The organism is Streptomyces kryoterrae (genome assembly GCF_054072135.1).
On sequence record NZ_CM133358.1, the window covers coordinates 4,815,963 to 4,841,064 of the forward strand.

The 25,102-nt window shown below is 66.5% G+C and carries 19 protein-coding genes and 3 rRNA genes; 12 read left to right on the forward strand and 10 right to left on the reverse strand.

Annotated elements, in window-relative coordinates; genetic code table 11:
• Window positions 1–9 precede the first annotated feature (9 nt).
• The 3 genes from ACW4TU_RS20830 to ACW4TU_RS20840 all read left to right on the forward strand — a co-directional run bounded on the left by ACW4TU_RS20830 (window position 10) and on the right by ACW4TU_RS20840 (window position 1,431).
• Window positions 10–615: a TetR/AcrR family transcriptional regulator gene (locus ACW4TU_RS20830; protein ID WP_457430220.1), complete on the forward strand. Its 606-nt coding sequence runs from the start codon at window positions 10–12 to the stop codon at window positions 613–615.
• 61 nt (window positions 616–676) lie between these two features.
• A complete protein-coding gene (locus tag ACW4TU_RS20835; RefSeq protein WP_457429620.1) occupies window positions 677–1,114 on the forward strand; it encodes an SRPBCC family protein in 438 nt (145 codons plus the stop codon).
• A 185-nt stretch (window positions 1,115–1,299) separates the two neighbouring features.
• Entirely contained in the window at window positions 1,300–1,431 is a 132-nt protein-coding gene (locus tag ACW4TU_RS20840; protein ID WP_457429622.1) for a hypothetical protein, read from the forward strand.
• A 55-nt stretch (window positions 1,432–1,486) separates the two neighbouring features.
• Here ACW4TU_RS20840 and ACW4TU_RS20845 read toward each other — a convergent pair whose 3' ends face one another.
• The 3 genes from ACW4TU_RS20845 to ACW4TU_RS20855 form a co-directional block, all read right to left on the reverse strand.
• The gene (locus tag ACW4TU_RS20845; RefSeq protein ID WP_457429624.1) at window positions 1,487–2,203 is read right to left on the reverse strand and encodes a phosphatase PAP2 family protein; all 717 of its coding nucleotides are present in this window, start codon (window positions 2,201–2,203) and stop codon (window positions 1,487–1,489) included.
• A 271-nt stretch (window positions 2,204–2,474) separates the two neighbouring features.
• Window positions 2,475–3,482 (reverse strand): C40 family peptidase, encoded by a 1,008-nt coding sequence (locus tag ACW4TU_RS20850; RefSeq protein ID WP_457429626.1) that lies wholly within the window; start codon window positions 3,480–3,482, stop codon window positions 2,475–2,477.
• Between the two features lie 87 nt (window positions 3,483–3,569).
• Window positions 3,570–4,364 (reverse strand): trypsin-like serine peptidase, encoded by a 795-nt coding sequence (locus ACW4TU_RS20855; RefSeq protein ID WP_457429628.1) that lies wholly within the window; start codon window positions 4,362–4,364, stop codon window positions 3,570–3,572.
• A 254-nt stretch (window positions 4,365–4,618) separates the two neighbouring features.
• On the opposite strand from ACW4TU_RS20855, the gene ACW4TU_RS20860 reads away from it, so the two are divergent.
• Window positions 4,619–4,837 carry a hypothetical protein gene (locus ACW4TU_RS20860; RefSeq protein ID WP_457429630.1) on the forward strand — a complete coding sequence of 73 codons (219 nt, stop codon included), beginning with the start codon at window positions 4,619–4,621 and terminating at the stop codon, window positions 4,835–4,837.
• 30 nt (window positions 4,838–4,867) lie between these two features.
• Here ACW4TU_RS20860 and ACW4TU_RS20865 read toward each other — a convergent pair whose 3' ends face one another.
• A complete protein-coding gene (locus tag ACW4TU_RS20865) occupies window positions 4,868–5,389 on the reverse strand; it encodes a hypothetical protein (protein WP_457429631.1) in 522 nt (173 codons plus the stop codon).
• A 411-nt stretch (window positions 5,390–5,800) separates the two neighbouring features.
• On the opposite strand from ACW4TU_RS20865, the gene ACW4TU_RS20870 reads away from it, so the two are divergent.
• From ACW4TU_RS20870 to ACW4TU_RS20900, 7 genes are all read left to right on the forward strand, one after another.
• Window positions 5,801–7,153 (forward strand): S53 family peptidase, encoded by a 1,353-nt coding sequence (locus ACW4TU_RS20870; protein WP_457429633.1) that lies wholly within the window; start codon window positions 5,801–5,803, stop codon window positions 7,151–7,153.
• 503 nt (window positions 7,154–7,656) lie between these two features.
• Window positions 7,657–7,965, forward strand: coding sequence for a hypothetical protein (locus ACW4TU_RS20875; protein WP_006375688.1), 309 nt, complete (start codon window positions 7,657–7,659; stop codon window positions 7,963–7,965).
• Window positions 7,966–8,214: 249 nt separating this feature from the next.
• On the forward strand, window positions 8,215–9,096 hold the full coding sequence (locus ACW4TU_RS20880; RefSeq protein WP_457429635.1) for a DUF8175 domain-containg protein: 882 nt from the start codon (window positions 8,215–8,217) through the stop codon (window positions 9,094–9,096).
• Entirely contained in the window at window positions 9,086–10,417 is a 1,332-nt protein-coding gene (locus ACW4TU_RS20885) for a hypothetical protein (RefSeq protein ID WP_457429636.1), read from the forward strand. Before ACW4TU_RS20880 ends, ACW4TU_RS20885 begins: the two co-directional genes overlap by 11 nt.
• Window positions 10,414–11,982 carry an SCO6880 family protein gene (locus ACW4TU_RS20890; protein ID WP_457429638.1) on the forward strand — a complete coding sequence of 523 codons (1,569 nt, stop codon included), beginning with the start codon at window positions 10,414–10,416 and terminating at the stop codon, window positions 11,980–11,982. Before ACW4TU_RS20885 ends, ACW4TU_RS20890 begins: the two co-directional genes overlap by 4 nt.
• 13 nt (window positions 11,983–11,995) lie before the next feature.
• Window positions 11,996–13,423, forward strand: coding sequence for an ATP-binding protein (locus tag ACW4TU_RS20895; RefSeq protein WP_457429639.1), 1,428 nt, complete (start codon window positions 11,996–11,998; stop codon window positions 13,421–13,423).
• A gap of 4 nt (window positions 13,424–13,427) precedes the next feature.
• Complete coding sequence (locus ACW4TU_RS20900; protein ID WP_457429641.1) at window positions 13,428–14,924, forward strand: TraM recognition domain-containing protein; 1,497 nt, start codon at window positions 13,428–13,430, stop codon at window positions 14,922–14,924.
• A gap of 3 nt (window positions 14,925–14,927) precedes the next feature.
• On the opposite strand, the gene ACW4TU_RS20905 is transcribed toward ACW4TU_RS20900, so the two are convergent.
• The 5 genes from ACW4TU_RS20905 to ACW4TU_RS20925 form a co-directional block, all read right to left on the reverse strand.
• Window positions 14,928–15,500 carry a GNAT family N-acetyltransferase gene (locus ACW4TU_RS20905; protein ID WP_457429643.1) on the reverse strand — a complete coding sequence of 191 codons (573 nt, stop codon included), beginning with the start codon at window positions 15,498–15,500 and terminating at the stop codon, window positions 14,928–14,930.
• Between the two features lie 81 nt (window positions 15,501–15,581).
• Window positions 15,582–15,698: ribosomal RNA gene (gene rrf, locus ACW4TU_RS20910) — 5S ribosomal RNA — on the reverse strand.
• A gap of 97 nt (window positions 15,699–15,795) precedes the next feature.
• Window positions 15,796–18,919 (reverse strand): 23S ribosomal RNA (locus ACW4TU_RS20915).
• A 316-nt stretch (window positions 18,920–19,235) separates the two neighbouring features.
• A 16S ribosomal RNA gene (locus ACW4TU_RS20920) occupies window positions 19,236–20,764 on the reverse strand.
• Together the 16S, 23S and 5S rRNA genes form the textbook arrangement of a ribosomal RNA operon.
• A 671-nt stretch (window positions 20,765–21,435) precedes the next feature.
• A complete protein-coding gene (locus ACW4TU_RS20925) occupies window positions 21,436–21,984 on the reverse strand; it encodes a MarR family winged helix-turn-helix transcriptional regulator (RefSeq protein WP_457429645.1) in 549 nt (182 codons plus the stop codon).
• Window positions 21,985–22,131: 147 nt separating this feature from the next.
• On the opposite strand from ACW4TU_RS20925, the gene ACW4TU_RS20930 reads away from it, so the two are divergent.
• Entirely contained in the window at window positions 22,132–23,406 is a 1,275-nt protein-coding gene (locus tag ACW4TU_RS20930) for an MFS transporter (protein WP_457430222.1), read from the forward strand.
• Here ACW4TU_RS20930 and ACW4TU_RS20935 read toward each other — a convergent pair.
• Window positions 23,396–25,090 carry a SpoIIE family protein phosphatase gene (locus ACW4TU_RS20935; RefSeq protein WP_457429647.1) on the reverse strand — a complete coding sequence of 565 codons (1,695 nt, stop codon included), beginning with the start codon at window positions 25,088–25,090 and terminating at the stop codon, window positions 23,396–23,398. The two genes, ACW4TU_RS20930 and ACW4TU_RS20935, sit on opposite strands and share 11 nt — an antisense overlap.
• Window positions 25,091–25,102 lie beyond the last annotated feature (12 nt).

Here is a 25,102-nt window from a genome sequence, read left to right on the forward strand (position 1 = left end):
GCGGCCACGATCGCCGCCGCCGGCGCCGCGCTCGCCGACGAGATCGGCTTCAGCGAGCTGACCATGGGCCGGCTGGCAGAGCGGCTCGGGGTGCGCGCCCCCTCGCTCTACAAGCACATCGCCGGCCAGGACGACCTCCACCGGCGCATCGCGGCGCTCGCCTTCGACGAGGCCGGCGTCGCGATCGGCACGGCCATCCAGGGCCTCGCCGGGCGCGACGCCCTCGCCGCCGCGGCCGGCGCGCTCCGCGACTTCGTGCTCGCCCACCCCGGCCGCTACGCGGCCACCCTCGGCCTCACGCCGACCGGTCCCGACGACCCGATCATGCTCGCCGGCAGACGAGGGATCGGCCCCTTCGGAGCGGTACTGCGGGGATACGACATCCCCCCGCAAAATATGACCCACGCGCTGCGGGCAGTGCGCAGCATCTTCCACGGCTTCGCCCACCTGCAGGGATCCGGCGGATTCCAGTGGTCCGCCGACGTCGGCGAGAGCTTCGAATATCTCATCGACCTCGTCGACCGCGGCCTTCGATCCACCGCCGCCGCAAACCCTGCCCCCGCGGACCCCGCGGACCCCGCAGACCCCGCAGACCCCGCAGACCATCACCGGTAGACCCCACGCTCGCGGGACCGCCAACCCCTCCTCCCGACACACGCCAGAAGTGGAATCCGTCATGGACGCAGTGCTCACCGCAGTCGTCGACATAGACGCCACCCCGGAAGCGGTGTGGAACGTCCTCACCGACTTCGCCGCCTACGGCGAGTGGAGCACCTTCACCTCAGCCGAGGGAACCGCTCACGTGGGAAACAGACTCACCATGCGCATGCCGGGCATGACCTTCAGACCCACGGTCACCGTCGCGACACCCGGCCAGGAACTGCGGTGGGCCGGCACGCTCGGCACGAAGCGGCTCTTCCACGGCCAGCACTCCTTCACCCTCTCCCCCAATCACGACGGCACCACCCGCCTGACCAACCGCGAGGAATTCTCCGGCGTCCTGGTCACCCTGACCCGGCGATTTTTGAGGACGCCCAAGCGCGATGGGTACGCCGCCTTCAACGCGGGCCTCAAGCAGCGGGTGGAAGGCCTCACCGAGCACAGCACACGGTGACGACGCCCTCACCTGCCGGCCTGATACGACCCTGCGCCTGCCGGTCCTTCGCCGGGCGGACCCGCTACAACACCGCCGACAGCACTCCCGCCTCGGCCAGGGGGAAGCTCTCCGCTCGTCGGTCACTCCGGTCACGACCCCTCTGAACCGCAGAGCCGCCGAGAAACCCCGACAGGCTGCCCGACATGCCGATACGCACCGTGGTCACCGATCTCACGACCGCGGACCCGGCAGTCCTGCGCTCGGCGGTCACCGGAGCCGACGCGGTCCTCTCAGGACTCGGCGCTCGATCAGGAGCCGAAGCCGGCGTCATATGACACGCATGGCGCTTCGCGGTGTCGAGCAACGTCGCGTGTGGAAGGAAACCGCCCGTTACGCCGCCAAATCCCGCTCCCCGGCGTCGGCCTCCGCCCCCGCCCGAGCCCCCGGAACCACACCAGCCCCACCACCCGCACCCGAGCCAACCCCCCGAGCCCGAATCAGAACCCCGCCCCACCCCGACCCCTCAACAGCCCGGGTCACCGGAGTGAGAAGAGCCATGGCCAGCGGCGACAACAGCAGCACCACAGCCGTCCCGAGCGCGAACCCACCCACCACGTCCGTCGGGTAGTGCACCCCCATGTACACCTGGCAGAACCCCTCCACCAGCGCGAGCCCTATCCCCACCAGCCCGAACTTCCGGTTCGCCACGAACAGCCCGACCCCCATCGCCATGGTGATCGTCGCGTGGTCGCTCACGAACGAGTAGTCGGTCTTCCCGGAGACAAGAACCTCAAGCCCCTGATGATCCAGAAAAGGACGGGGCCGCTCCACGAACCCCCGTATCGGAATGTTCACAAGCACGGCGACCGCCGCACCGAGCGGCGCCCAGATCAACGCGGCCACGGACACGGCCGCTTCGTCCCCACCCCGCCGCCGCACACTCCACCAGCAGCACATCACCACAAGAACCATGGCGACCAACAGCCCGTACCCGCCCACGATTTCGACCACCCGGTCGACCCACCGGGGCGCGTCCTTGGCCAGGCCGTTGATGTCGTAGAGCAGGTCGACGTCGGGGTTCGACCCGGTTTCGGCGAGTCCAGCCATGATGCTGCGGCCCCTTCGTCGTGAATTTCCGGAGCGCACTGATTCCGTGCGCCACTCCTACTCACCCGTGATGCAGGGACCCACCGTTTGACACGTGCCACACGTGACAAACGGGACACACCCGACACTTGACCCGGGCGCCGGCGAATCCACTACAGGAACAGGAACGCACGGACTCCGTTTATACGTTCCACTCTCCACCGAATGATCACGCAGACGTTATCGAAGAGAGACACATACGCGCAGCTCAGGGGATGGTTTCACGCTGCGCTCATACCGCCGTGGGCAACGCTTTCGCGCCATCTTCGGTGACCCGCGTCGCCCCGAAGTAATCGGGGCTGTCGATCGGATCGAACCGAATGACCGCACCAGTCCTGGGCGCGTCAATCATGTAACCGCCGCCTACATAAATCCCGACATGCCGGATGGCCCGCGAGTTGGTGAGGTCATCGGAGAAGAAGACAAGGTCGCCCGGCAACAGCTCCGCCCGCGAGGGATGCGCGCCGGCGTTGTACTGGTCGTTGGCGACGCGCGGCAGCTGGATGCCCACGCTCTCGTACGCGGCCTGGGTGAGACCGGAGCAGTCGAAGCGTCCGCCCTGCTCAGCGGTACCGGTGCCGCCCCAGAGGTAGGGGGTGCCGAGCTTCTCCTGGGCGTAGTTGATCGCCCCGGCCGCCTGCTCGGAGGGGTCGACGCGCCCCACAGGCGCGGCAAAGCTCGTCTGCAGTGTGGTGATGGTCTTCACATAGTTCCGGGTCTCCGCATACGGCGGTACGCCCCCGTATTTGATGACGGCGTACGCCCCCGCGTTGTAAGCGGCGAGCATGTTGTGCGTCAGGTCTCCGGGCGCGTCCTTCACGTAGGAGGCGAGCTCGCAGTCGTACGACGCGGCCGATGGAATCGCGTCATTCGGATCCCATACGTCGCGGTCGCCGTCACCGTCGCCGTCGATTCCGTGCGAGGCCCAGGTGCCGGGGATGAATTGCGCTATCCCTTCCGCCTTTGCCGGACTCTTCGCATGCGGATTGAATCCGCTCTCCTGGTACAGCTGGGCGGCGAGCAGGGCGGGATTGATGGCGGGGCACAGATTGCCCCACTTCTGCACGAGCGCCGAATACGCGGCCGGCACAGCCCCCTTGGCCAGCGCGACGCTCCCACTCCCGACCCCACCGGCGACGTTCCCGGCAACGAGGTAGACACCCACGACGAGCAGCATCACGAAGCTGAGGGCGCCACCGACGGCGACGCTCGCCACGATCCATGCCTTACGCACCGTCAACCGCCCCTCACCGCCCGGGAGTACGCCCACGTCAGTGTAGAGGGGCTACCCACACCCGGCGGTGATCATGACGAAACACGCCGCCCGTCAAGAGGAACCGGAGGCGCCGGCGGAACCGTCGGCCTCCCGAAACAACGAGGCAGCCGCGCCCCCGAGCACCGCGCTGTAGGACACGTCATCGGTCGAGCCCCCCTGCTCGAACCCGCCGAGCACGCCCACGACCTCACCTTCCCCGTCCACCCAGGGACTCCCACTCGTACCGTCGGTAAAAGCCGGACACTCAATACGTTGCTGCGTTCGACTCTGCACGGTGGGCCGGTTGGTACAGGTGAGGGGCGCCTCCAGCACGTTGGGATACCCGGTGACGACGACATCGCTGACCCCGGTCGCCCGCCCCGTGACAAGGACGTTCGCCCCCACGGCATCCTCCAGATCCCGCCCACCCTTCGACGCCACGACGGCGAAGGCGAAGTCGCTGTCCTCGTCGGACCGATCACTCCAGGCCCTCGGCACAAAGGTCCTGGTCACCCGCCACAGCCCGTAAGGCGCACGCCCGTTCCGATATCCGGGCGCGAAGACGACGTCGGTGTCCCCGTCCCCGCTCAGACAGTGCGCGGCGGTGAGGATCACATCCCGCCCACCACTGCGCACGACGGAGGCCGTACAGAAGTGCCCGCCCTCCAGATCACCGCTGAACAAGGCCCCCACCCGGGCACCAGGCGGCGGAACCGCCCGGACCGCACCAGCCACACCGGCGGCACCGAGGGACCCTGTGACGGCACTGCCGTGGGCCGCACCGGAGACAGAGGTGACAGCGAGCAGCGCGACGACGGGAAGCAGAGCGTGCCGCCGGTTGCCACGGGGACGAGTGAGGCGCTTCATCAGGGGCAACTGTGCCGCGCGAACGCAAGAAGGGGTACGGGTCCCCGCTGAGAATTCTCCGTGAACCAGGAAAACGTGAACCGGCGAGTGCGGCGTCGGCCAGCCAGTCGTCGTCCTCATCCCATTCGACGGGCAGCACGATCAGGTCGGGCGTCGCGTAGTCGTCCGGATCCTCGGGCAGAGCGATCGAGGACACCTCGTACACGTCCAGACCGTCAGGCAGGACAACCGCCTCAAGCTGCCGACGCACCTGCTTGACCACACCCGCGTGTTTCCCCACCACCCTGAAGGCGGACACGACCCCACCCAGGGCAACCGCCCCCGCGATCGAAGTCACCCTCGTCGAAGCCTCCGACGCCCCTGTCCACCTCCGCCCGACCACCACCCCCGACACAGTCGTCACCACCGACCGCCACAGATGGCACGCCTTCGTCCTGGGCGTACAAGCAGGCGGGTTCGACCACTTCGCCTAAGCCCCGTAACCCCCGTAAGCCCCCTCGGACTCACTCACCCAGCTCCTCCCTCACCCGCAACCACGTACGGCTGTCCAAGCTGTCGAGCGGCCCAAGACGCGAGAGTTCGACGCCGTCGCGCCCGAAAGCGACGATGACGGGACGCCTCCCGCGACTGATCTGGGGGCCCTTCCAGACAGCGACAACCCTGCGCTGCCCGGACGCCACGTCGAACCGGCGGTCGCCGACAAGGATGTGGTCGACATCCGGCCCCAGATACACCTGGACGCAGGCGATCCACAGGGCCGTCTCGATGGAGCGCGGCGGATCCAGCCGCCGGCTGAGGCTGAGCGAGCCCGAGCCGCCGCGAACGTCGATCACGTCGACGTCGGCCGGATCGTTCACGGAAGAACTACCACCCCCCAGGGACCGCCACTGCCCGTCGAACCACTCCAGGAACTCGATGTGCTCCCGCGCCCCAACGGCCCCTGGACGCCACACCATCCACACCGCCCCGACCCCGGCACCGGTGTCGACATCGGCCGTCACCACCGTGAGTACACGCCTCGGCATCCACCACGGCTGCGGCGCGCCACCCCCCAGCACCCGCCTCACCACCCCCGGTAACAGCCGCACCACAAGCCTCGACTGAACTCCCGTCAAACCCCGAACCACACCACACCACCCCACAACCACCTCACACGCTTCTACGCGCGTCCCCGCACACAACTGTGCACAGGTTGTGGACGACCCGTGTTCAAGGTCAAGCCACCCCCTCCCCCCACCCATCACCCCGTCAGTGATCGGTAACCCAGCAACCCCCGCAAGTCATGCGGAAGTCAGGATTCCGTAACCCATCTTGTTGTCACGTACTCAACAAGCGAGGGTCGTCGCGGGCCGCCAACCCGCCGCCGGGGACACCGCACCGGCGGCAAACCCCCCACCCGCACTGCCCCTGCCAACCCCCTAACAGGAGGCTGTACGTTGCGTACGTCACCCCCCAGCAGCCAGTCCACGCACGGCAGATGGCGCCGCATAGGCACCGCGGCCGTCGCCACGGCCGCGCTCGCCCTCGCCGGACTCGGCACCGCGGCCCAGGCCGGCGCCGCCACGGCGCCCCAGAAGGTCACCGCCAAGACCATCGCCGCACAGGTCGCCAAGGCCCACGTGAGCTACACCAACCAGTGTGCCGCGACCCCGGCGAAGGGCTTCGCGTCCTGTCACGCCCTGCGCGTCACCGGCGGCACCACCGCCTTCCAGGAGGAGCAGGCCGCCCGCAAGGGCACCGCCCCGAAGACCATCAAGCCGAACGCCACCTCGGCCACCCCCACCGGTTACGGCCCCAGCAACATCCAGTCCGCCTACGGACTGACCTCCGCCGCCTCCTCCAAGGGCGCCGGCGAGACCATCGCGATCGTCGACGCGTACGACGACCCGAACGCGGCGGCCGACCTCGCGGCGTACCGCTCGTACTACGGCCTCTCGGCCTGCACCGTCGCCAACGGCTGCTTCAAGAAGGTCAGTCAGACCGGCTCGACGACCTCACTCCCCGCCGCCGACAGCGGCTGGGCCGGTGAGATCTCGCTCGACCTCGACATGGCCAGCGCCACCTGCCCGAACTGCAACATCCTGCTGGTCGAGGCCACTTCCGCCACCATGGCCAACCTCGGCACCGCCGTGAACCGCGCGGTCACCCTGGGCGCCAAGTTCGTCTCCAACAGCTACGGCGGCTCCGAGTCGTCCTCCGACACCAGCTACGACACCTCGTACTTCAACCACCCCGGCGTCGCCATCACGGTCAGCGCGGGCGACGCGGACTACGGCGCCGAGTACCCGGCGGCCTCCAAGTACGTCACCTCCGTCGGCGGCACCAAGCTGTCCACCTCCTCCACCACCCGCGGCTGGACCGAGACCGTGTGGAAGACCAGCAGCACCGAGGGCACCGGCTCCGGCTGCTCCGCGTACGACGCGAAGCCGACCTGGCAGACCGACGCGACCTGCACCAAGCGCATGATCTCCGACGTCTCCGCCGTGGCCGACCCCGCGACCGGCGTCTCGGTCTACGACACCTACGGCGAGTCCGGGTGGGTCACCTACGGCGGCACCAGCGCCTCCTCCCCCATCATCGCGGGCGTCTACGCCCTCGCCGGCACCCCGTCGAGCAGCTCCTACCCCGCCTCGTTCCCCTACGCGAAGGCCGGCACCTCGGCCCTCAACGACGTGACCTCGGGCAACAACGGCACCTGCACCACCAGCTACTACTGCACCGCCGGAACCGGCTACGACGGCCCGACCGGCCTGGGCACCCCGGAGGGCCTGACCGCCTTCACCGGCTGAACCAACAGAACCAACAAGAACCGGCTGAACCGGTAGAAGGAACAAAAAACGCCACCGGAGATCGTGGGGATCACCGGCGGGCACTGGGGAACGGGCCGCGGCTACCAGCCGCGGCCCGTCGCCATGTCCGAGGTCCGCGATAGCCTGGACTTGGATACGGACCGTCAGAAGCGGTCCATGACCGCACCGATGGTCACAGCTGGCCACCGGTGACTAACGACGGGACCACACCACAGGTTTCGCTCACACCTCATTGCTCGGCGTAACCTGCCGTGATACACAGAGTGACCATACGATCCGTTCAACCCCTCGCACACCGTCCCGCGCTCCCCTCATAGGGTGCCGCGAGAGGCGGTGGCAAGGTATTCGTACGAATCCCGCCAATGAATGACGTCAAGTCGACATCCGACAGCGTCATTTTCGGCGAGAATAGACCTGACCTCTGCACTGCGGCAGGGGACGCGCGGAACTACCCGACAGGGGCGGTGACTTAGGTGACTTACATGTGGCTTGCGGCCGAAAAGGGCGACATCAACACCATCATCGGCGGGATCGCTCCGGATTGGGGCCCCTTCGGCAGCCTGGGCACCGAAGCGAAGACCATGGTCCAGGTCGTGATGGCCGTGGCCATCCTGATGTGCCTGGGCATCGCGATCTGGGGTGCGGCCAAGCAGCGCATCGGAGCTACGGCGCTGCGTGACACCTTCAGCGCGGAACAGGGCAAGGGTCTCATCGTCGCGGGCCTGACGGGCGTGTTCATCATCGGCTCGCTCGGCACCCTGTTCACCATCGTCTACGGCATGGCCGTGTAGCCGGCGCCACCCGTGCGTGGCGCATCGTCAGTCGGACCGCCGGGCGAGCCCGGTTCCTCCCCCCAACACCCACCCACCCGTCGTGCCCACCGACTGAGGTTGCGTCTCCCTGATGTCGAGTCACCACACCGCGCCCGCGCGGGAACCAGCACGGCTACCGTCGTACTGTCACGCGTACCCGTACGCGTCGATTCGACACGAGTTCGATACGAGTTCGGTTCGATGCGAGTTCGAGGGGACGGGCGCTCGATGAGTCTCGGTGACAGTCAGCACGACGGCGACTCCACGCGCCCCGACGACGGCGGGTACGGCGGCACCGGCCAGACCCGGACCCGCTACCACGACCAGGGCAACGGCGGCGTCTACGGCGGCGCCCGGCGCACCAAGTCGTCGCGGGGCCCCGTGACCGCAGTCGGCGTGGTCGTCCTGCTGATCGCGGCGATCGCCTTCGCGAACCGCGGAGGAGACGATTCCTCAAAGTCCACGTCCTCGTCCACGGCGGGCAGCGGCTCCAACAGCGACAGCGCGGGCCGGCCCGACACGGCGCCCACCACGGCCTCCGGCGAGCAACCGGTCACCAAGAAGGCCGCCGGCATCCCCTCCGGGTTCGCGCACAACCGGCAGGGCGTCCAGTCCGCGGCGGCCAACTACGCGGTGTCGCTGGGCTCGGCCGGCATGTTCCGCAAGGACAGCCGGAACACGATCGTCGACGCCCTCTTCACCCCCGAGGCCGCCGCCGAACTCAAGGCCCCCTTGGACAAGGCCTACTCCGCCGGCCTCCTCACCAGACTCGGCCTCGACGCCAACGGCAACGCCCCCGAGGGCAGCACGTTCGTCTCCCGCGTGACCCCGGTCGGCACGAAGACCGTGGCATACGGCGGCGCCACCGCCACGGTCGACGTCTGGTACGTCGGCCTGACCGGCATCGCCGGTGAGAAGTCCACCAGCCCGGTCACCTCGTCCTGGAACACCTGGACCTACGACATGCGCTGGTCGGGCGGCGACTGGAAGATCGTCGCCTACTCGGCGAAGGACGGCCCCAACCCGGTCCCCGGCGACGGCAGGGCCGCCACCTCCGACGAGATCAGCAAGGCCATCGACGAGTACGGAGGGTTCACCTATGCCCGGTAACACGCCAGCTAGGCCCAACCTCGTGCTCAAGCTCGCCGGCGCGCTGACGGCCGTACAGACGACGGCCGTACTCCTGGCCTCCCAGGCGTACGCGGCACCGACACCGTCCCCCACGCCGTCGGCATCGCCGACGAGTGGCAAACCGGAGTGCGCGCTGCTCCCCGAGCAGACCAAGGCGGTCTGCGAGAACCAGCAGGGCGGCTCGCGCTCCCTCACCACCCCCACCTCCACCCTCGACCCCCTCTCCTCCCTCGCCAAGGGCTGCGCCGACGCCGCCTCCTGGACGGTCGACAAGCTCAGCGAGGCCGTGAAGGAGACCGCGAACGTCGACTTCACCAACACCAAGTTCCTCCAGCAGTACGCGGTCGTGTTCGCCGCGTCCACCGTCCTGACCCTGGTGCTGTGGCTGCTCGCGGTCTCCAAGCGGGCCGTGCGGGGCGTCCCCCTCACCACGGCCATCTCCGAGGCGATCGGCTTCCTCTGGCTGACCGTCCTGGCCTCCGCCTTCACCCCCCTCATCCTCTACACCGTCGTCTCGGCGACCGACGGCGTCACCGAGGTCCTCGCGAGCGCGACCGGCGACCAGACCGACACGTTCTTCGGCACCTTCTCCGGTGCGCTGGCCAAGGGCCAGGACATCGGCGGCGGCCCGGTCATGCTGATCGTGGTGTCCATGGTGTCGATCCTCGCGGCCGGCGTCCTCTGGCTGGAGCTCGTCATCCGGGCCGCCCTGCTGTACGTCGGCGCCCTGCTCGGCACGGTCGTGTACGCGGGGCTGGTCGACAAGAACCTGTGGGGGCACGTCCGCCGCTGGGCCGGCATCATGATCGCGGTCATCATGGTCAAACCGGTGATCGCCATCGTCCTCGGCCTGGCAGGCGCCCTGTCGACCAACGACGGCCCGGACGCCTTCTCGGCGGTCGTCTCCGGCCTGTCCATCATCCTCCTCGCCATCTTCGCGAGCGCGATGATCTACCGCTTCGTCCCCGGCTTCGGCGACGAGATCGCGGGCTCCCGCAACAACCGCATCATGCAGGGCGCCGAAGGCAAGGCCGCAGCGGTCATCAGCTCCCCGGCGACCCTCGTCGCCCAGGGCATCAAGACCCACAGCAGCCGGGCGGACAACAACGGGGGCGGTGGAGGCGGCGGCCAGTCGTCCTCCACGCCGCGCCCCGCCAACCCCGCGTCCGGCGGCGTGGCCGCGCACAGCTCGCGGCCCTCGGGCGGCGGCGGATCTGTCCCCTCCGCCGCACCCCCGCCGCGCAGCCCGCACGCCGGCAACAGCAACCGATCCAACCGCCCTGGAGGTGACGGGCGTTGACGACGGATTCCCACCTGGCCCATGTGTCCCACGCCGTCTCGCCCCGCCGTACGTATCTCATCGGCCGCGCCCGGCCGAACGCGATCGTCGGCCGCAACCGCGAGTCCGGCGAGATCGCGCTCATCATCGTGGGCGCCTTCCTCGGCATGGTGTGCGGCCTGGTCGTGCCCGTTCTGGCCCTGCGCATCGTGCTGCTGACCGGCTTCCCGATGCTGGCCCTCGCGGTGGTGTACGTCCCGTACAAGCGCCGCACGTTCTACAAGTGGTTCGAGATCAACCGCAGTTACAAGCGAACGCTCCGCCAGGGCACGGCCTACCGCAGCTCCGTCATGGAGGCCGGCACCCAGATCGACGGCCGCGAGGTCGAGATCGGCCCGCCCCCCGGCATCGGCCGCATCAACTGGCTCGCGGCCCCCTTCGGCCCGGACGAGATCGCCGTACTCCTGCACGCGGACCGCCGTACGGTGACGGCGGCGATCGAGATCGAGGGCCCGGGCGTAGGCCTGCGCGACAGCGAGGACCAGGAGGCCCTGGTCGACCGCTTCGGCACGCTGCTCAAGCACGTGGCCAACGGCGACGGCTTCGTCACCCGCCTCCAGATGCTCGCCCGCACCCTCCCCGCCGACCCGGACGCCCACGCGAAGGACGTCGCCGTACGCGGCGACGAGAAGTCACCGCAGTGGCTGCAGCACTCGTACGACCAGCTGCAGTCCATGGTGTCGACGAGCAGCGAGCAGCACCGCGCGTACCTGGTCGCCTGTATGCACTTCAACCGCGAACTCGCCGCCGAGGCCCACACGATGGCCCGCGCGGCGCGTCCGCACGGCGGCAGGAAGGTCGACCGGGACGCCGGCCTCGCCGTGGTCATGGCCCGCGAACTGACGGACATCTGCTCCCGGCTCCAGGAGGCGGACATCCGCGTCCGCCAGCCCCTCGGCCAGGGCAGGCTCGCCTCCCTCATCCACTCCATGTACGACCCGGACCATCCCATCGACCACCTCCAGGCGATGACGAAGCGCAACGCCTGGCCGGCCGAACTGGACGCCATGGAGCCGACGTACCTCCAGGCGAAGACCCGCGAGTCGTCGACGCGCGCCCCCTGGTGCCACTCCACCGCGTGGGTGAAGGAGTGGCCGATGACCCCGGTGGGCGTCAACTTCCTCGCCCCGCTCCTCGTCCACACCCCGGACGTCATCCGCACGGTGGCCGTCACGATGGACCTCGAACCCACCGAGATCGCCATCGAACGCATGCTCACCGAGAAGACGAACGACGACGCCGAGGCAAGCCGGGCCGCCAAGATGAACCGCACGGTCGACCCCCGCGACGTGGCCTCCCACAACCGCATCGACCAGCGCGGCGAAGACCTCGCGAGCGGCGCGGCCGGCGTGAACCTGGTCGGCTACATCACCGTCTCCTCCCGCTCACCGGAGGCCCTGGCGCGCGACAAGCGCACGATCAGAGCGTCGGCGGGCAAGTCGTACCTGAAGCTGGAGTGGTGCGACAGAGAGCACCACCGAGCATTCGTCAACACACTCCCGTTCGCCACCGGAATCCGAAGGTAGGGCTGATGCGCTGATGCGGGATCCGCTGACCGCCCTCACCGACACCTTCACGTCCTTCCTCTTCGGCAAGATCGAGTCGACCCGCCTGCCCGTCCGCACCTCCACGGGCCAGGCCCAGGCCGTCTACCTCCCCACGGCCGCCCCCGGCCTCGGCGACTCCGGCGTCATCATCGGCCGCGAGGTGTACTCCGGGAAGGGCTACATCTACGACCCCTTCCAGCTGTACGGCCAGCAACTCCCCGCCCCGCACTGGCTGGTGCTCGGCGAGTCCGGCAACGGCAAGTCGGCGCTGGAGAAGACCTACGTCCTACGCCAACTCCGCTTCCGGGACCGCCAGGTGGTCGTCCTGGACGCGCAGGGCGAGGACGGCGTCGGCGAATGGAACCTCATCGCGGAGGAGTTGGGGATAACCCCCATCCGCCTGGACCCGATGGCCGCCCTGGACATGGGGATCCGCCTCAACCCCCTCGACCCCTCGATCACGACAACGGGCCAGCTCGCCCTGCTCCGCACGATCATCGAAGTGGCGATGGGCCACAGCCTGGACGAACGCGCTGGCTTCGCGTTGAAGGTCGCGCACTCCTACGTCAACGAGACGATCGTCGAGCGCCAGCCGGTACTGACGGACATCGTCGAGCAACTCCGCCACCCCGAGCCGGAGTCGGCGGAAGCGATGAACGTCGCACTGGACGACGTCCGCGCCTGGGGCCTGGACGTGGCACTCGTCCTGGACCGCCTGGTCGACGGCGACCTGCGGGGCATGTTCGACGGCCCGACGACGATCGGCATCGACCTCGACGCCCCGCTCATCGTCTTCGACCTGAGTCACATCGACCGCAACTCGATCGCCATGCCGATCCTGATGGCGATCATCGGCGTATGGCTGGAGCACACCTGGATCCGCCCCGACCGGAAGAAGCGCATCTTCCTGGTCGAGGAGGCCTGGCACATCATCAGCAGCCCGTTCGTGGCCCAACTCTTCCAGCGCCTGCTGAAGTTCGGCCGCCGCCTCGGCCTGTCCTTCGTAGCGGTCGTCCACCATCTCTCGGACGTGGTGGACGGGGCGGCGGCAAAGGAAGCCTCGGCGATCCTGAAAATGGCGTCGACGAGGACGATCTACGCCCAGAAGGCCGACGAGGCAAGGGCAACGGGTCGCGTCATCGGCCTACCGCGCTGGGCGGTGGAAATCATCCCGACGCTGACACCGGGCATCGCCGTCTGGGACGTCAACGGCAACGTCCAGGTCGTCAAACACCTCGTCACGGAGACAGAGCGGGACCTCGTCTTCACCGACCGGGCGATGACGGAATCGTCCCGCGACCTCGAACTGACCGACGACGCCCTGAGAGCCGCGGAACTGGAGGCCGAGGAACGCGCGGCGGCCTTCGTCGAACAGCACCTCAGCGACCTCGACGACTCCCCCGAGTCCACGGTGGCGTGACGCGATGAGACCGGACGAACGGCACGGGGGCGACCAGCGACAGGGCCAACGCGGCGTCTCCGACGGCCTGTTGGTCGGCCTGATCGCGTTCCTCCTCGGCCTGACGGTACTGGTCTGGGCGGCCACAGGCCTCGCGGCCCTGCTCTCCCACGGCGCCTGGCCACAGGCCGTCACGTTCACCCGTACTCCGGAGGCGCTGCGCCACCTGATCACGGAGCCACACGACGTACCGGGCGCCTGGCCCCGGACACCGGCGGGACAGCTCTCGGGCTGGGGGCTGTTCTGGGGCCTGTTCATCGGCCAGCTGATGATCCTCTTCGTCCTGACGGTGTTCACGGTGGGCACCCTGGCCCGCTGGAAGGCGGTACGGGCGTCGAGAAGGACCACTCGCGGCGAGGTCCCGGAACAACGCACACAGCAGCAGCCGCCCGACACGGAGCAACAGCCCCGCGAACAACCACCGCAGCCGGAACCCCCGAAGGTCCTTGCCCCAGCCCCCTCGGGGGACCTTCCGCCGACACCCACTCAGGTTCTTTCGACGGCACCCATGGCAACGGACAGCAAACGGGTGGATGGGTGGGAAACAATCTTTTTCGGCCCCAAAGAAACCCGCACCCACCCCGCGACCCAAGCCATCCAGGACGCCGAGGGCCCCGCCCTCATCCTCACCTCCAACCCCACCCTCTGGCAGGACACCAAGGACGCCCGAGCCAAACTCGGCCCCGTCCTCCTCTACGACCCCACCCACCTCTGCGACACCCCGGCCCGCCTCCACTGGCCCCCCACCACAGGCTGCGAGGACAGACCCACGGCGGCCGCAAGAGCAACCGCCCTCCTCACCCCGGTCCGCCCCACCGCGAAGATCGACCAGACAACGGCGGAAACCGCCGAGACACTCCTCCGCAGCTACCTCCACGCCGCCGCCATAGACGCCCGCACGGTTCGCCACGTACACCGCTGGTCCCAGGGCACCAACGTCCAGGAAGCCGTACGCATCCTCCGGACCAACTCCAAGGCGGCCCCCGGGGCCGCCGGCGAACTCGAAGCCGCCCTCACCGCGCACCCCGAACGCCGTGACATGGCACAGGAGTTGACGATCCGAGCCCTCGCCGCGCTCTCGACGGTGAACATCCGCGAGGCGTGCACGGCGAACCGAAGTGATGCCCTCGTGCTGGATTCCTTCATCGCCGAAGGGGGCACGCTCTATGTGGTCGGTGAACCGATCGAGGACCCCAGATCGAACCCGGGCGCGATGCCCCTCCTGACGGCGCTGACCGCAAGCGTGGTCGAGCGCGGCCGGCGCATGGCCGAACGGTCATCCTCCGGTCGCCTCGACCCACCAATGACGCTCGTCCTGGACGACGTCGCGGCGGTCGCTCCACTACCCCAGCTCCCGGAACTGCTCAGCACCGGAGCAGACCGCGGCATGCCAACCCTGGCCCTGCTCCGATCAAGAGAACAACTCCGAGCAAGATGGCCGCACCACGACCTACGCGTATAGCTCCTACGGGTGCGGCTCCCGCTCCAGCACGAACTCCCACTCGACCTCGGGATCGGAGCCATCGGAGCCCCCACCCAACGGCACGACGACCCCACTGGGTACGAACCCCACGCGCCGATAGAACCGCTGCGCACGCGCGTTGTGCTGATGCACGATCAACCGCACCCGCTCGACGCCCGCGGCCTCCCAGGCCCACTCCAGAGCGGCGTCGAAGAGTACGTCGGTCAGCCCGCACCCCCGATGCTCGGGCAGCATGAACACCCCGACGATGTGCCCCTGCCGCTGCTCGACAGCGGCCCCGGTCCAATCAGTGGTCCCAGGCTCCTCGACAAGCACCACGAGCCCCCCGACCCACTCGCCGTCGGGCCCTTCCGCAATGATCTGCTGAGCACCGGTCGCCCCCTCAGCACCTCGCTGGGCCCGCTCCTGCCAGAAGGAATCAGGCCGGCCCACGGCCTCTTCGTACGTCTCCAGGAAGGCGAGATGCGCGACGGGATCCCGCAGGGCGGCCAGCCGAAGCTCCTTGGCGGCACGCCACTCGTCAGCCCGCACGGACCTGACCACAAAGCTGCTCATAGAGATCACGGTAGTACCCCGCGGAAATCCGGAAAACAAAAAACCCCCGCACTCGAAAGTGCGGGGGTTTTCGTAATATTTGTTCGGCGGTGTCCTACTCTCCCACAGGGTCCCCCCTGCAGTACCATCGGCGCTGTGAGGCTTAGCTTCCGGGTTCGGAATGTAACCGGGCGTTTCCCTCACGCTATGACCACCGAAACACGGTGAAACACATATCAACCGCACCACCCCCGTGACCAGACAAGGGGTGGGGTTGTTCGTGGTTTCAGAACCAACACAGTGGACGCGAGCAACTGAGGACAAGCCCTCGGCCTATTAGTACCAGTCACCTCCACCCGTTACCGGGCTTCCAGATCTGGCCTATCAACCCAGTCGTCTACTGGGAGCCTTACCCCATCTAGTGGGTGGGAACACTCATCTCGAAGCAGGCTTCCCGCTTAGATGCTTTCAGCGGTTATCCCTCCCGAACGTAGCCAACCAGCCATGCCCTTGGCAGGACAACTGGCACACCAGAGGTTCGTCCGTCCCGGTCCTCTCGTACTAGGGACAGCCCTTCTCAATGTTCCTGCGCGCGCAGCGGATAGGGACCGAACTGTCTCACGACGTTCTAAACCCAGCTCGCGTACCGCTTTAATGGGCGAACAGCCCAACCCTTGGGACCGACTCCAGCCCCAGGATGCGACGAGCCGACATCGAGGTGCCAAACCATCCCGTCGATATGGACTCTTGGGGAAGATCAGCCTGTTATCCCCGGGGTACCTTTTATCCGTTGAGCGACGGCGCTTCCACAAGCCACCGCCGGATCACTAGTCCCGACTTTCGTCCCTGCTCGACCCGTCGGTCTCACAGTCAAGCTCCCTTGTGCACTTACACTCAACACCTGATTGCCAACCAGGCTGAGGGAACCTTTGGGCGCCTCCGTTACTCTTTAGGAGGCAACCGCCCCAGTTAAACTACCCATCAGACACTGTCCCTGATCCGGATCACGGACCCAGGTTAGACATCCAGCACGACCAGACTGGTATTTCAACGACGACTCCACAAACACTGGCGTGCCCGCTTCAAAGTCTCCCAGCTATCCTACACAAGCCGAACCGAACACCAATATCAAACTATAGTAAAGGTCCCGGGGTCTTTCCGTCCTGCTGCGCGAAACGAGCATCTTTACTCGTAGTGCAATTTCACCGGGCCTATGGTTGAGACAGTCGAGAAGTCGTTACGCCATTCGTGCAGGTCGGAACTTACCCGACAAGGAATTTCGCTACCTTAGGATGGTTATAGTTACCACCGCCGTTTACTGGCGCTTAAGTTCTCAGCCTCGCACACCCGAAGGTGCACTAACCGGTCCCCTTAACGTTCCAGCACCGGGCAGGCGTCAGTCCGTATACATCGCCTTACGGCTTCGCACGGACCTGTGTTTTTAGTAAACAGTCGCTTCTCGCTGGTCTCTGCGGCCACCCCCAGCTCGAGGAGTAAATCCTCTCACCAGTGATGGCCCCCCTTCTCCCGAAGTTACGGGGGCATTTTGCCGAGTTCCTTAACCATAGTTCACCCGAACGCCTCGGTATTCTCTACCTGACCACCTGAGTCGGTTTAGGGTACGGGCCGCCATGAAACTCGCTAGAGGCTTTTCTCGACAGCATAGGATCATCCACTTCACCACAATCGGCTCGGCATCAGGTCTCAGGCTATGTGCTGTCCGGATTTACCTGGACAACGCCCTACACCCTTACCCCGGGACTACCACCGCCCGGGATGGACTACCTTCCTGCGTCACCCCATCACTCACCTACTGCAGATCTGGTCCGTCGGCTCCACCACTCCCCCTTGCCCGAAGGCTCCGGGGCGGCTTCACGGACTTAGCATCGCCTGGTTCAATGTTTGACGCTTCACAGCGGGTACCGGAATATCAACCGGTTATCCATCGACTACGCCTGTCGGCCTCGCCTTAGGTCCCGACTTACCCTGGGCAGATCAGCTTGACCCAGGAACCCTTAGTCAATCGGCGCACACGTTTCCCACGTGTGTATCGCTACTCATGCCTGCATTCTCACTCGTGAACCGTCCACCACTAGCTTCCGCTGCGGCTTCACCCGGCACACGACGCTCCCCTACCCATCCCAGCCGCCGTTGGGCGTATATGCTGAAATGACACGACTTCGGCGGTACGCTTGAGCCCCGCTACATTGTCGGCGCGGAATCACTAGACCAGTGAGCTATTACGCACTCTTTCAAGGGTGGCTGCTTCTAAGCCAACCTCCTGGTTGTCTGTGCGACTCCACATCCTTTCCCACTTAGCGTACGCTTAGGGGCCTTAGTCGATGCTCTGGGCTGTTTCCCTCTCGACCATGGAGCTTATCCCCCACAGTCTCACTGCCGTGCTCTCACTTACCGGCATTCGGAGTTTGGCTAAGGTCAGTAACCCGGTAGGGCCCATCGCCTATCCAGTGCTCTACCTCCGGCAAGAAACACACGACGCTGCACCTAAATGCATTTCGGGGAGAACCAGCTATCACGGAGTTTGATTGGCCTTTCACCCCTAACCACAGGTCATCCCCCAGGTTTTCAACCCTGGTGGGTTCGGTCCTCCACGAAGTCTTACCTCCGCTTCAACCTGCCCATGGCTAGATCACTCCGCTTCGGGTCTTGAGCGCGCTACTAAAACGCCCTATTCGGACTCGCTTTCGCTACGGCTTCCCCACACGGGTTAACCTCGCAACACACCGCAAACTCGCAGGCTCATTCTTCAAAAGGCACGCAGTCACGACCCACCAAGTAAACTTGATGAGCGACGCTCCCACGGCTTGTAGGCACACGGTTTCAGGTACTATTTCACTCCGCTCCCGCGGTACTTTTCACCATTCCCTCACGGTACTATCCGCTATCGGTCACCAGGGAATATTTAGGCTTAACGGGTGGTCCCGCCAGATTCACACGGGATTTCTCGGGCCCCGTGCTACTTGGGTGTCTCTCAAACGAGCCGTTGATGTTTCGACTACGGGGGTCTTACCCTCTACGCCGGACCTTTCGCATGTCCTTCGCCTACATCAACGGTTTCTGACTCGTCTCATGGCCGGCAGACCATGAAAGAGAGATCCCACAACCCCGTATACGCAACCCCTGCCGGGTCTCACACGCATACGGTTTGGCCTCATCCGGTTTCGCTCGCCACTACTCCCGGAATCACGGTTGTTTTCTCTTCCTGCGGGTACTGAGATGTTTCACTTCCCCGCGTTCCCTCCACACACCCTATGTGTTCAGATGTGGGTGACAGCCCATGACGACTGCCGGGTTTCCCCATTCGGAAACCCCCGGATCAAAGCCTGGTTGACGACTCCCCGGGGACTATCGTGGCCTCCCACGTCCTTCATCGGTTCCTGGTGCCAAGGCATCCACCGTGCGCCCTTAAAAACTTGGCCACAGATGCTCGCGTCCACTGTGCAGTTCTCAAACAACGACCAACCACCCACCACCCCACCCTTACAGGCGAGTTCACTGGGGCCGGCACTGAAGGCGACCAGACAAGCCGGCCGTACCCTCAGACACCCAACAGCGTGCCCGGCCCTCCCACCACTCAGATCAGCTTTCCACGCCCCGAAGGACAGTACTCACAGCCTGAGATGACTGAAGATGCCGAATAATCAACGTTCCACCCATGAGCAACCACCGTCGGACAGATGCCGACGTAATGGCCCTGGACCACCAAGCGAGCTTGGCGGCCTAGATGCTCCTTAGAAAGGAGGTGATCCAGCCGCACCTTCCGGTACGGCTACCTTGTTACGACTTCGTCCCAATCGCCAGTCCCACCTTCGACAGCTCCCTCCCCGTGAGGGGTTGGGCCACCGGCTTCGGGTGTTACCGACTTTCGTGACGTGACGGGCGGTGTGTACAAGGCCCGGGAACGTATTCACCGCAGCAATGCTGATCTGCGATTACTAGCAACTCCGACTTCATGGGGTCGAGTTGCAGACCCCAATCCGAACTGAGACCGGCTTTTTGAGATTCGCTCCGCCTCACGGCATCGCAGCTCATTGTACCGGCCATTGTAGCACGTGTGCAGCCCAAGACATAAGGGGCATGATGACTTGACGTCGTCCCCACCTTCCTCCGAGTTGACCCCGGCAGTCTCCTGTGAGTCCCCATCACCCCGAAGGGCATGCTGGCAACACAGAACAAGGGTTGCGCTCGTTGCGGGACTTAACCCAACATCTCACGACACGAGCTGACGACAGCCATGCACCACCTGTACACCGACCACAAGGGGGGCACCATCTCTGATGCTTTCCGGCGTATGTCAAGCCTTGGTAAGGTTCTTCGCGTTGCGTCGAATTAAGCCACATGCTCCGCTGCTTGTGCGGGCCCCCGTCAATTCCTTTGAGTTTTAGCCTTGCGGCCGTACTCCCCAGGCGGGGAACTTAATGCGTTAGCTGCGGCACCGACGACGTGGAATGTCGCCAACACCTAGTTCCCACCGTTTACGGCGTGGACTACCAGGGTATCTAATCCTGTTCGCTCCCCACGCTTTCGCTCCTCAGCGTCAGTAATGGCCCAGAGATCCGCCTTCGCCACCGGTGTTCCTCCTGATATCTGCGCATTTCACCGCTACACCAGGAATTCCGATCTCCCCTACCACACTCTAGTCTGCCCGTATCGAATGCAGACCCGGGGTTAAGCCCCGGGCTTTCACATCCGACGCGACAGACCGCCTACGAGCTCTTTACGCCCAATAATTCCGGACAACGCTTGCGCCCTACGTATTACCGCGGCTGCTGGCACGTAGTTAGCCGGCGCTTCTTCTGCAGGTACCGTCACTTTCGCTTCTTCCCTGCTGAAAGAGGTTTACAACCCGAAGGCCGTCATCCCTCACGCGGCGTCGCTGCATCAGGCTTTCGCCCATTGTGCAATATTCCCCACTGCTGCCTCCCGTAGGAGTCTGGGCCGTGTCTCAGTCCCAGTGTGGCCGGTCGCCCTCTCAGGCCGGCTACCCGTCGTCGCCTTGGTGAGCCACTACCTCACCAACAAGCTGATAGGCCGCGGGCTCATCCTTCACCGCCGGAGCTTTTAACCCCCACAGATGCCTGCAGGAGTATTATCCGGTATTAGACCCCGTTTCCAGGGCTTGTCCCAGAGTGAAGGGCAGATTGCCCACGTGTTACTCACCCGTTCGCCACTAATCCCCCACCGAAGCGGGTTCATCGTTCGACTTGCATGTGTTAAGCACGCCGCCAGCGTTCGTCCTGAGCCAGGATCAAACTCTCCGTGAATGTCAACCCGGCTGCGTCTAATTAAAGACTGCGGGCCACACCACGAGAGCGGAACAGTCAAGCGGAATAAGCCCGACCGTTCACAGCGTCCTCGCTGTGTTTACTACTTCAAAGGAACCTCAACCCACAGAACATTCTGTGAGCCGGGGTATCAACAAACTTGGCGTTGATTTTTGGCACGCTGTTGAGTTCTCAAGGAACGGACGCTTCCTTCGTACTCACCCTCTCGGGCTTTCCTCCGGGCAGTTTCCCTTCGGTCTTGCGTTTCCGACTCTACCAGACCGTTTCCGTATCCGATTTCCTCGGCGCTTTCCAGGTTTCCGCTTTCGCGTTTCCCTTTCCGGCGACTCCGACTCTACCAGACCGTTTCGGGCCCGATTCCCAGTCAGCGGGGCTTGTCTTCCCGGCTGTTGGGCCGTTCCGACGTCTCAAACCCTAGCGGATCCTCTCGGCGATTCCCAATCGGGCCGCTGAGCTCATCGAGCCCCATTCGAATTGAATTCGGGCACACCGAAATCAACCCGGCTGGGAGATCGTGCTGATGGTTTGGGTTGCCGCTACTGCGGCGAAGGTGCTGCCGCAGAACCGTTACGGCCCCGTGGCAACCCGGAGAACTTTACGGATCGGGCAGGGGGATGTCAAGCATCCTCCTGCCACCCCTGTCAAGATCTTTAGTCGAGGTCGCTGAGTCGCCCTCCGGCATCCGGCTGGGCGTGTTCCACGCGGCGCAGGAGACGGGTGAGGACGTCGCCGAGTCTGCCGCGCTCGTCCTGGGAGAGGTCCTGGAGGAGGTCCTCCTCGAAGAGGGTGGCCAGGCGCATCGCCTCCTGCCACTTCCCGCGGCCCTTGTCCGTCAGCTCCACGATCACGCGGACCCGGTTGGACTCGTCACGCTCCCTGGTGACCAGTCCCTCCGTCACCATCCGGTCGATCCGGTGGGTCATCGCGGCCGGCGTCAGGCCCAGCCGCTTCGCCAGGTCGCTCGGACCCATGCGGTACGGGGCGCCGGAGAGCACCAGCGCCTTGAGGACCTCCCACTCGGCGTTGCTGATGCCGAGCGTGGCGGTCTGGCGGCCGTACGCGACGTTCATACGGCGGTTCAGCCGGCCCAGGGCCGCGACGATCTTCTCGACCTGGGGATCCAGATCCCTGAACTCGCGCTGGTAGGCGGCGATCTGCTCATCGAGCGTCGGCTCGCCGACGGCGGGGGTGTCACCCATGTGCGGAGTATCCCATGTGGGCGCTTGGCGTCGAAGTTCTTCGAGGTGTACTGTTCAGATCTTAACTTTAGCTTCGAAGTCTTCACTCCTAACTCTTTCAGTAGGCGTACGACTTCATGATCAAAGCAGGTGAAAGTGACCAGGGCGATGGGCGCAGCGATGCGCCGGATCCATGTGGGCAACGCACTCAGCGCGTTCGGGCTCGGCTTCACCGTCCCCTATCTCTACGTCTATGTGGCGCAGGTGCGGGGACTGGGAGCCATGACGGCGGGTCTCGTACTCGCCGTCTTCGCTGTGGCCGCGCTGGTCGTGCTGCCGTTCGCCGGGCGGGCCATCGTCCGGCGGGGCCCGCTGCCGGTGCTGCTCGTCGCCCTGGTGACCGCCGCTGTCGGCGCGATGGGCCTCGGGCTCGCCGCCAACGCGACCGCCGTACTCCTTGCGGCTGTGGCCCTGGGCGCCGGGCAGGCCGTGATGCAGCCGGCGCTCGCGACGATGATCGTGGACTTCTCGTCGGCGGAGACTCGGTCGCGGGACTTCGCCACCCAGTTCTTTCTGCAGAACCTCGGGCTCGGCGTCGGTGGGCTCATCGGCGGGCACCTCGTGGACACGACCCGGGTCGGCTCGTTCACCCTGCTGTTCGCCATCGAGGCGGCCATGTTCCTGCTGCTCGCCGTGATCATGGCGACCGTACGGATGCCTCGTTCGCCGAGGATCGACGGCGCCCCCGGTCAGGCCAGGGGCAGCTGGACGCAGTTGCTCGGGAACCGGGCGATGGTGCAGTTGTGTGTGCTGGGCTTCGTGCTCTTCTTCGCCTGTTACGGGCAGTTCGAGTCGGGGCTGAGCGCGTACGGGGTGGAGGCGGCCGGGATCTCGACGTCCGCGCTGGGTTCGGCGCTGGCGGCGAACACCGCGGTGATCGTGGTCGCGCAGTTCGCGGTGCTCCGGTTCGTCGAGCGGCAGAAGCGTTCCCGGGTGATCGCCGGCGTGGGGATTCTGTGGGCCGTCGCGTGGGGCGTGGCCGGGTACGCGGGGCTCGGGCACGGCAGCCAGGCCATGGCGACCGCCGCGTTCGTGTCGACGTACGCGTTGTTCGGGCTCGGGGAGGCGATGTTGTCGCCGACCGTCGCGCCGCTGGTGGCCGATCTGGCGCCGGACGGGATGGCGGGGCAGTACAACTCGGCGTTCGCCCTGGTGAAGCAGCTCGCGCTGGCTGTCGGTCCGGCGGTGGGCGGGCCGCTGGGGGCTTCGCTGCACGGGCCGTACATCGTGATGTTCCTGCTGTTCTCGCTGGGGATCAGCGTCCTCGCCGTACGGCTGGGGCGGCAGCTGACCCCCGTACAGAATCAGCCGTCGCTGGCGCGGCGGAGTCGGGTGGTCGCGCAGGGCGGGGCTCCGGTGGAGTCCGTAGTGCCTACCGCGTAGGAGAGCTGTTCGGCAGCACGAACTCGCACCACACCGCCTTGCCGCCGCCCGGTGTCCGGCGTGAGCCCCAGCTCGTGGCGATCGTCGCGACGATGGCGATGCCCCGGCCCGATTCGTCGCCTGGTTCCGCGGTGCGGCGCAGGGGGAGATGGTCGTCGCCGTCCGTCACCTCGACGATGAGGCGGCGGTCGGTGCGGCGCAGGCGCAGGCGCATCGGGGGTGTGCCGTGCTGGAGGGAGTTCGCGACCAGTTCGCTGGCCGCCAGGACGCCCACGTCGTGCAGTTCGGTGGGGAAGCGCCAGCTCGTCAGGACGCCGGAGGCGAACGCACGCGCGCGTGGGGCCGCCTCGATGCCGCCCATGAGCTCCAGGGCCGCGTTGCGGAACAGGTCGCTGTCGGGGCCGGTGCGGGCCGGGTGCTGGAGGACCAGGACCGCCACGTCGTCGTCGTGGTCCGCGGTGACGCCCGCCGAGCGGACCAGGCGGTCGCAGACGACCTGGGGGCTGCCCGTGGCGCCCGACAGGGCGCGCTCCAGGGCGGCGATGCCCTCGTCGAGGTCCTCGTTGCGGCGCTCCACCAGGCCGTCGGTGTAGAGGACCGCCGTGGAACCCGGGGTGAGCGGGATCGAGCCCGAGGCGTGCATCCAGCCGCCCGTGCCCAGGGGTGGGCCCGTGGGTTCGTCGGCGCGCTGGACGACCCCGCTCTCGTCGCGGACGAGGATCGGGAGGTGGCCCGCTGAGGCGTACACCAGCTTGCCCTCGTTCGGGTCGTGGACGGCGTACACGCAGGTGGCGATCTGGTTGGCGTCGATCTCCATGGCGAGGCCGTCGAGGAGCTGGAGGACCTCGTGCGGGGGGAGGTCCAGGCGGGCGTACGCGCGGACCGCCGTACGGAGCTGGCCCATGATCGCCGCCGCGCGCACTCCTCGGCCCATGACGTCGCCGATGACGAGGGCCGTGCGGCCTCCGCCGAGGGTGATGACGTCGTACCAGTCGCCGCCCACCGCCGCTTCCGTGCCGCCGGGATGGTAGGTGGCGGCGACGCGGAGGTCGTCCGGTTCCTCCAGTTCCTGGGGGAGGAGGGAGCGCTGGAGGGTCACCGCGGTCTCGCGCTGGCTGCGTTCGCTGGCGCGCAGGCGTTCGGCGGCCTCGGCGTGGTCGGTGACATCGGCGGCGAAGATGAGGACACCGCCACTGCCCTCGGGAGTGGCCGTCGCCTCGACCGGGGTGCACGTGATCGTGTACGAGCGTCCGCTGTGCGCCTTGCGGGACTTCAGCGTGCGGGACTTGGAGCTGCGCCGGACCTGGTCCAGGAGGGGCAGCACGCCCAGTTCGTCGAGCTCGGGGGCCACGTCCCGCGCGGGGACGCCCTCCGCGCGTACGCCGAAGGCCGCCGTGTAGGCGTCGTTCGTGTACGCGATGCGGTGGTCCGGGCCGTGGACGATGGCGACCAGGGCCGGGATGCGGTCGAGGACCTCGCGCGTGGGCAGGTCGTCGACCGCGGGGAGGCAGGGCGACCCGTCGGCGAGCTGCTCGGCGCGGGCGGCGGGTACGGAACCTGGGCCGGAGCCGGTGCCCTCGCCGAGTCGGTCCGGCAGCCGGTCCGGAGTGATCGTGTGATCGGTCCGCGCTGCGGCGCGGCGCTGCGTTCCGGGAAGTCGGGCGCTCCAGCGCGTGAAGTTCACGAAACCTTGCCT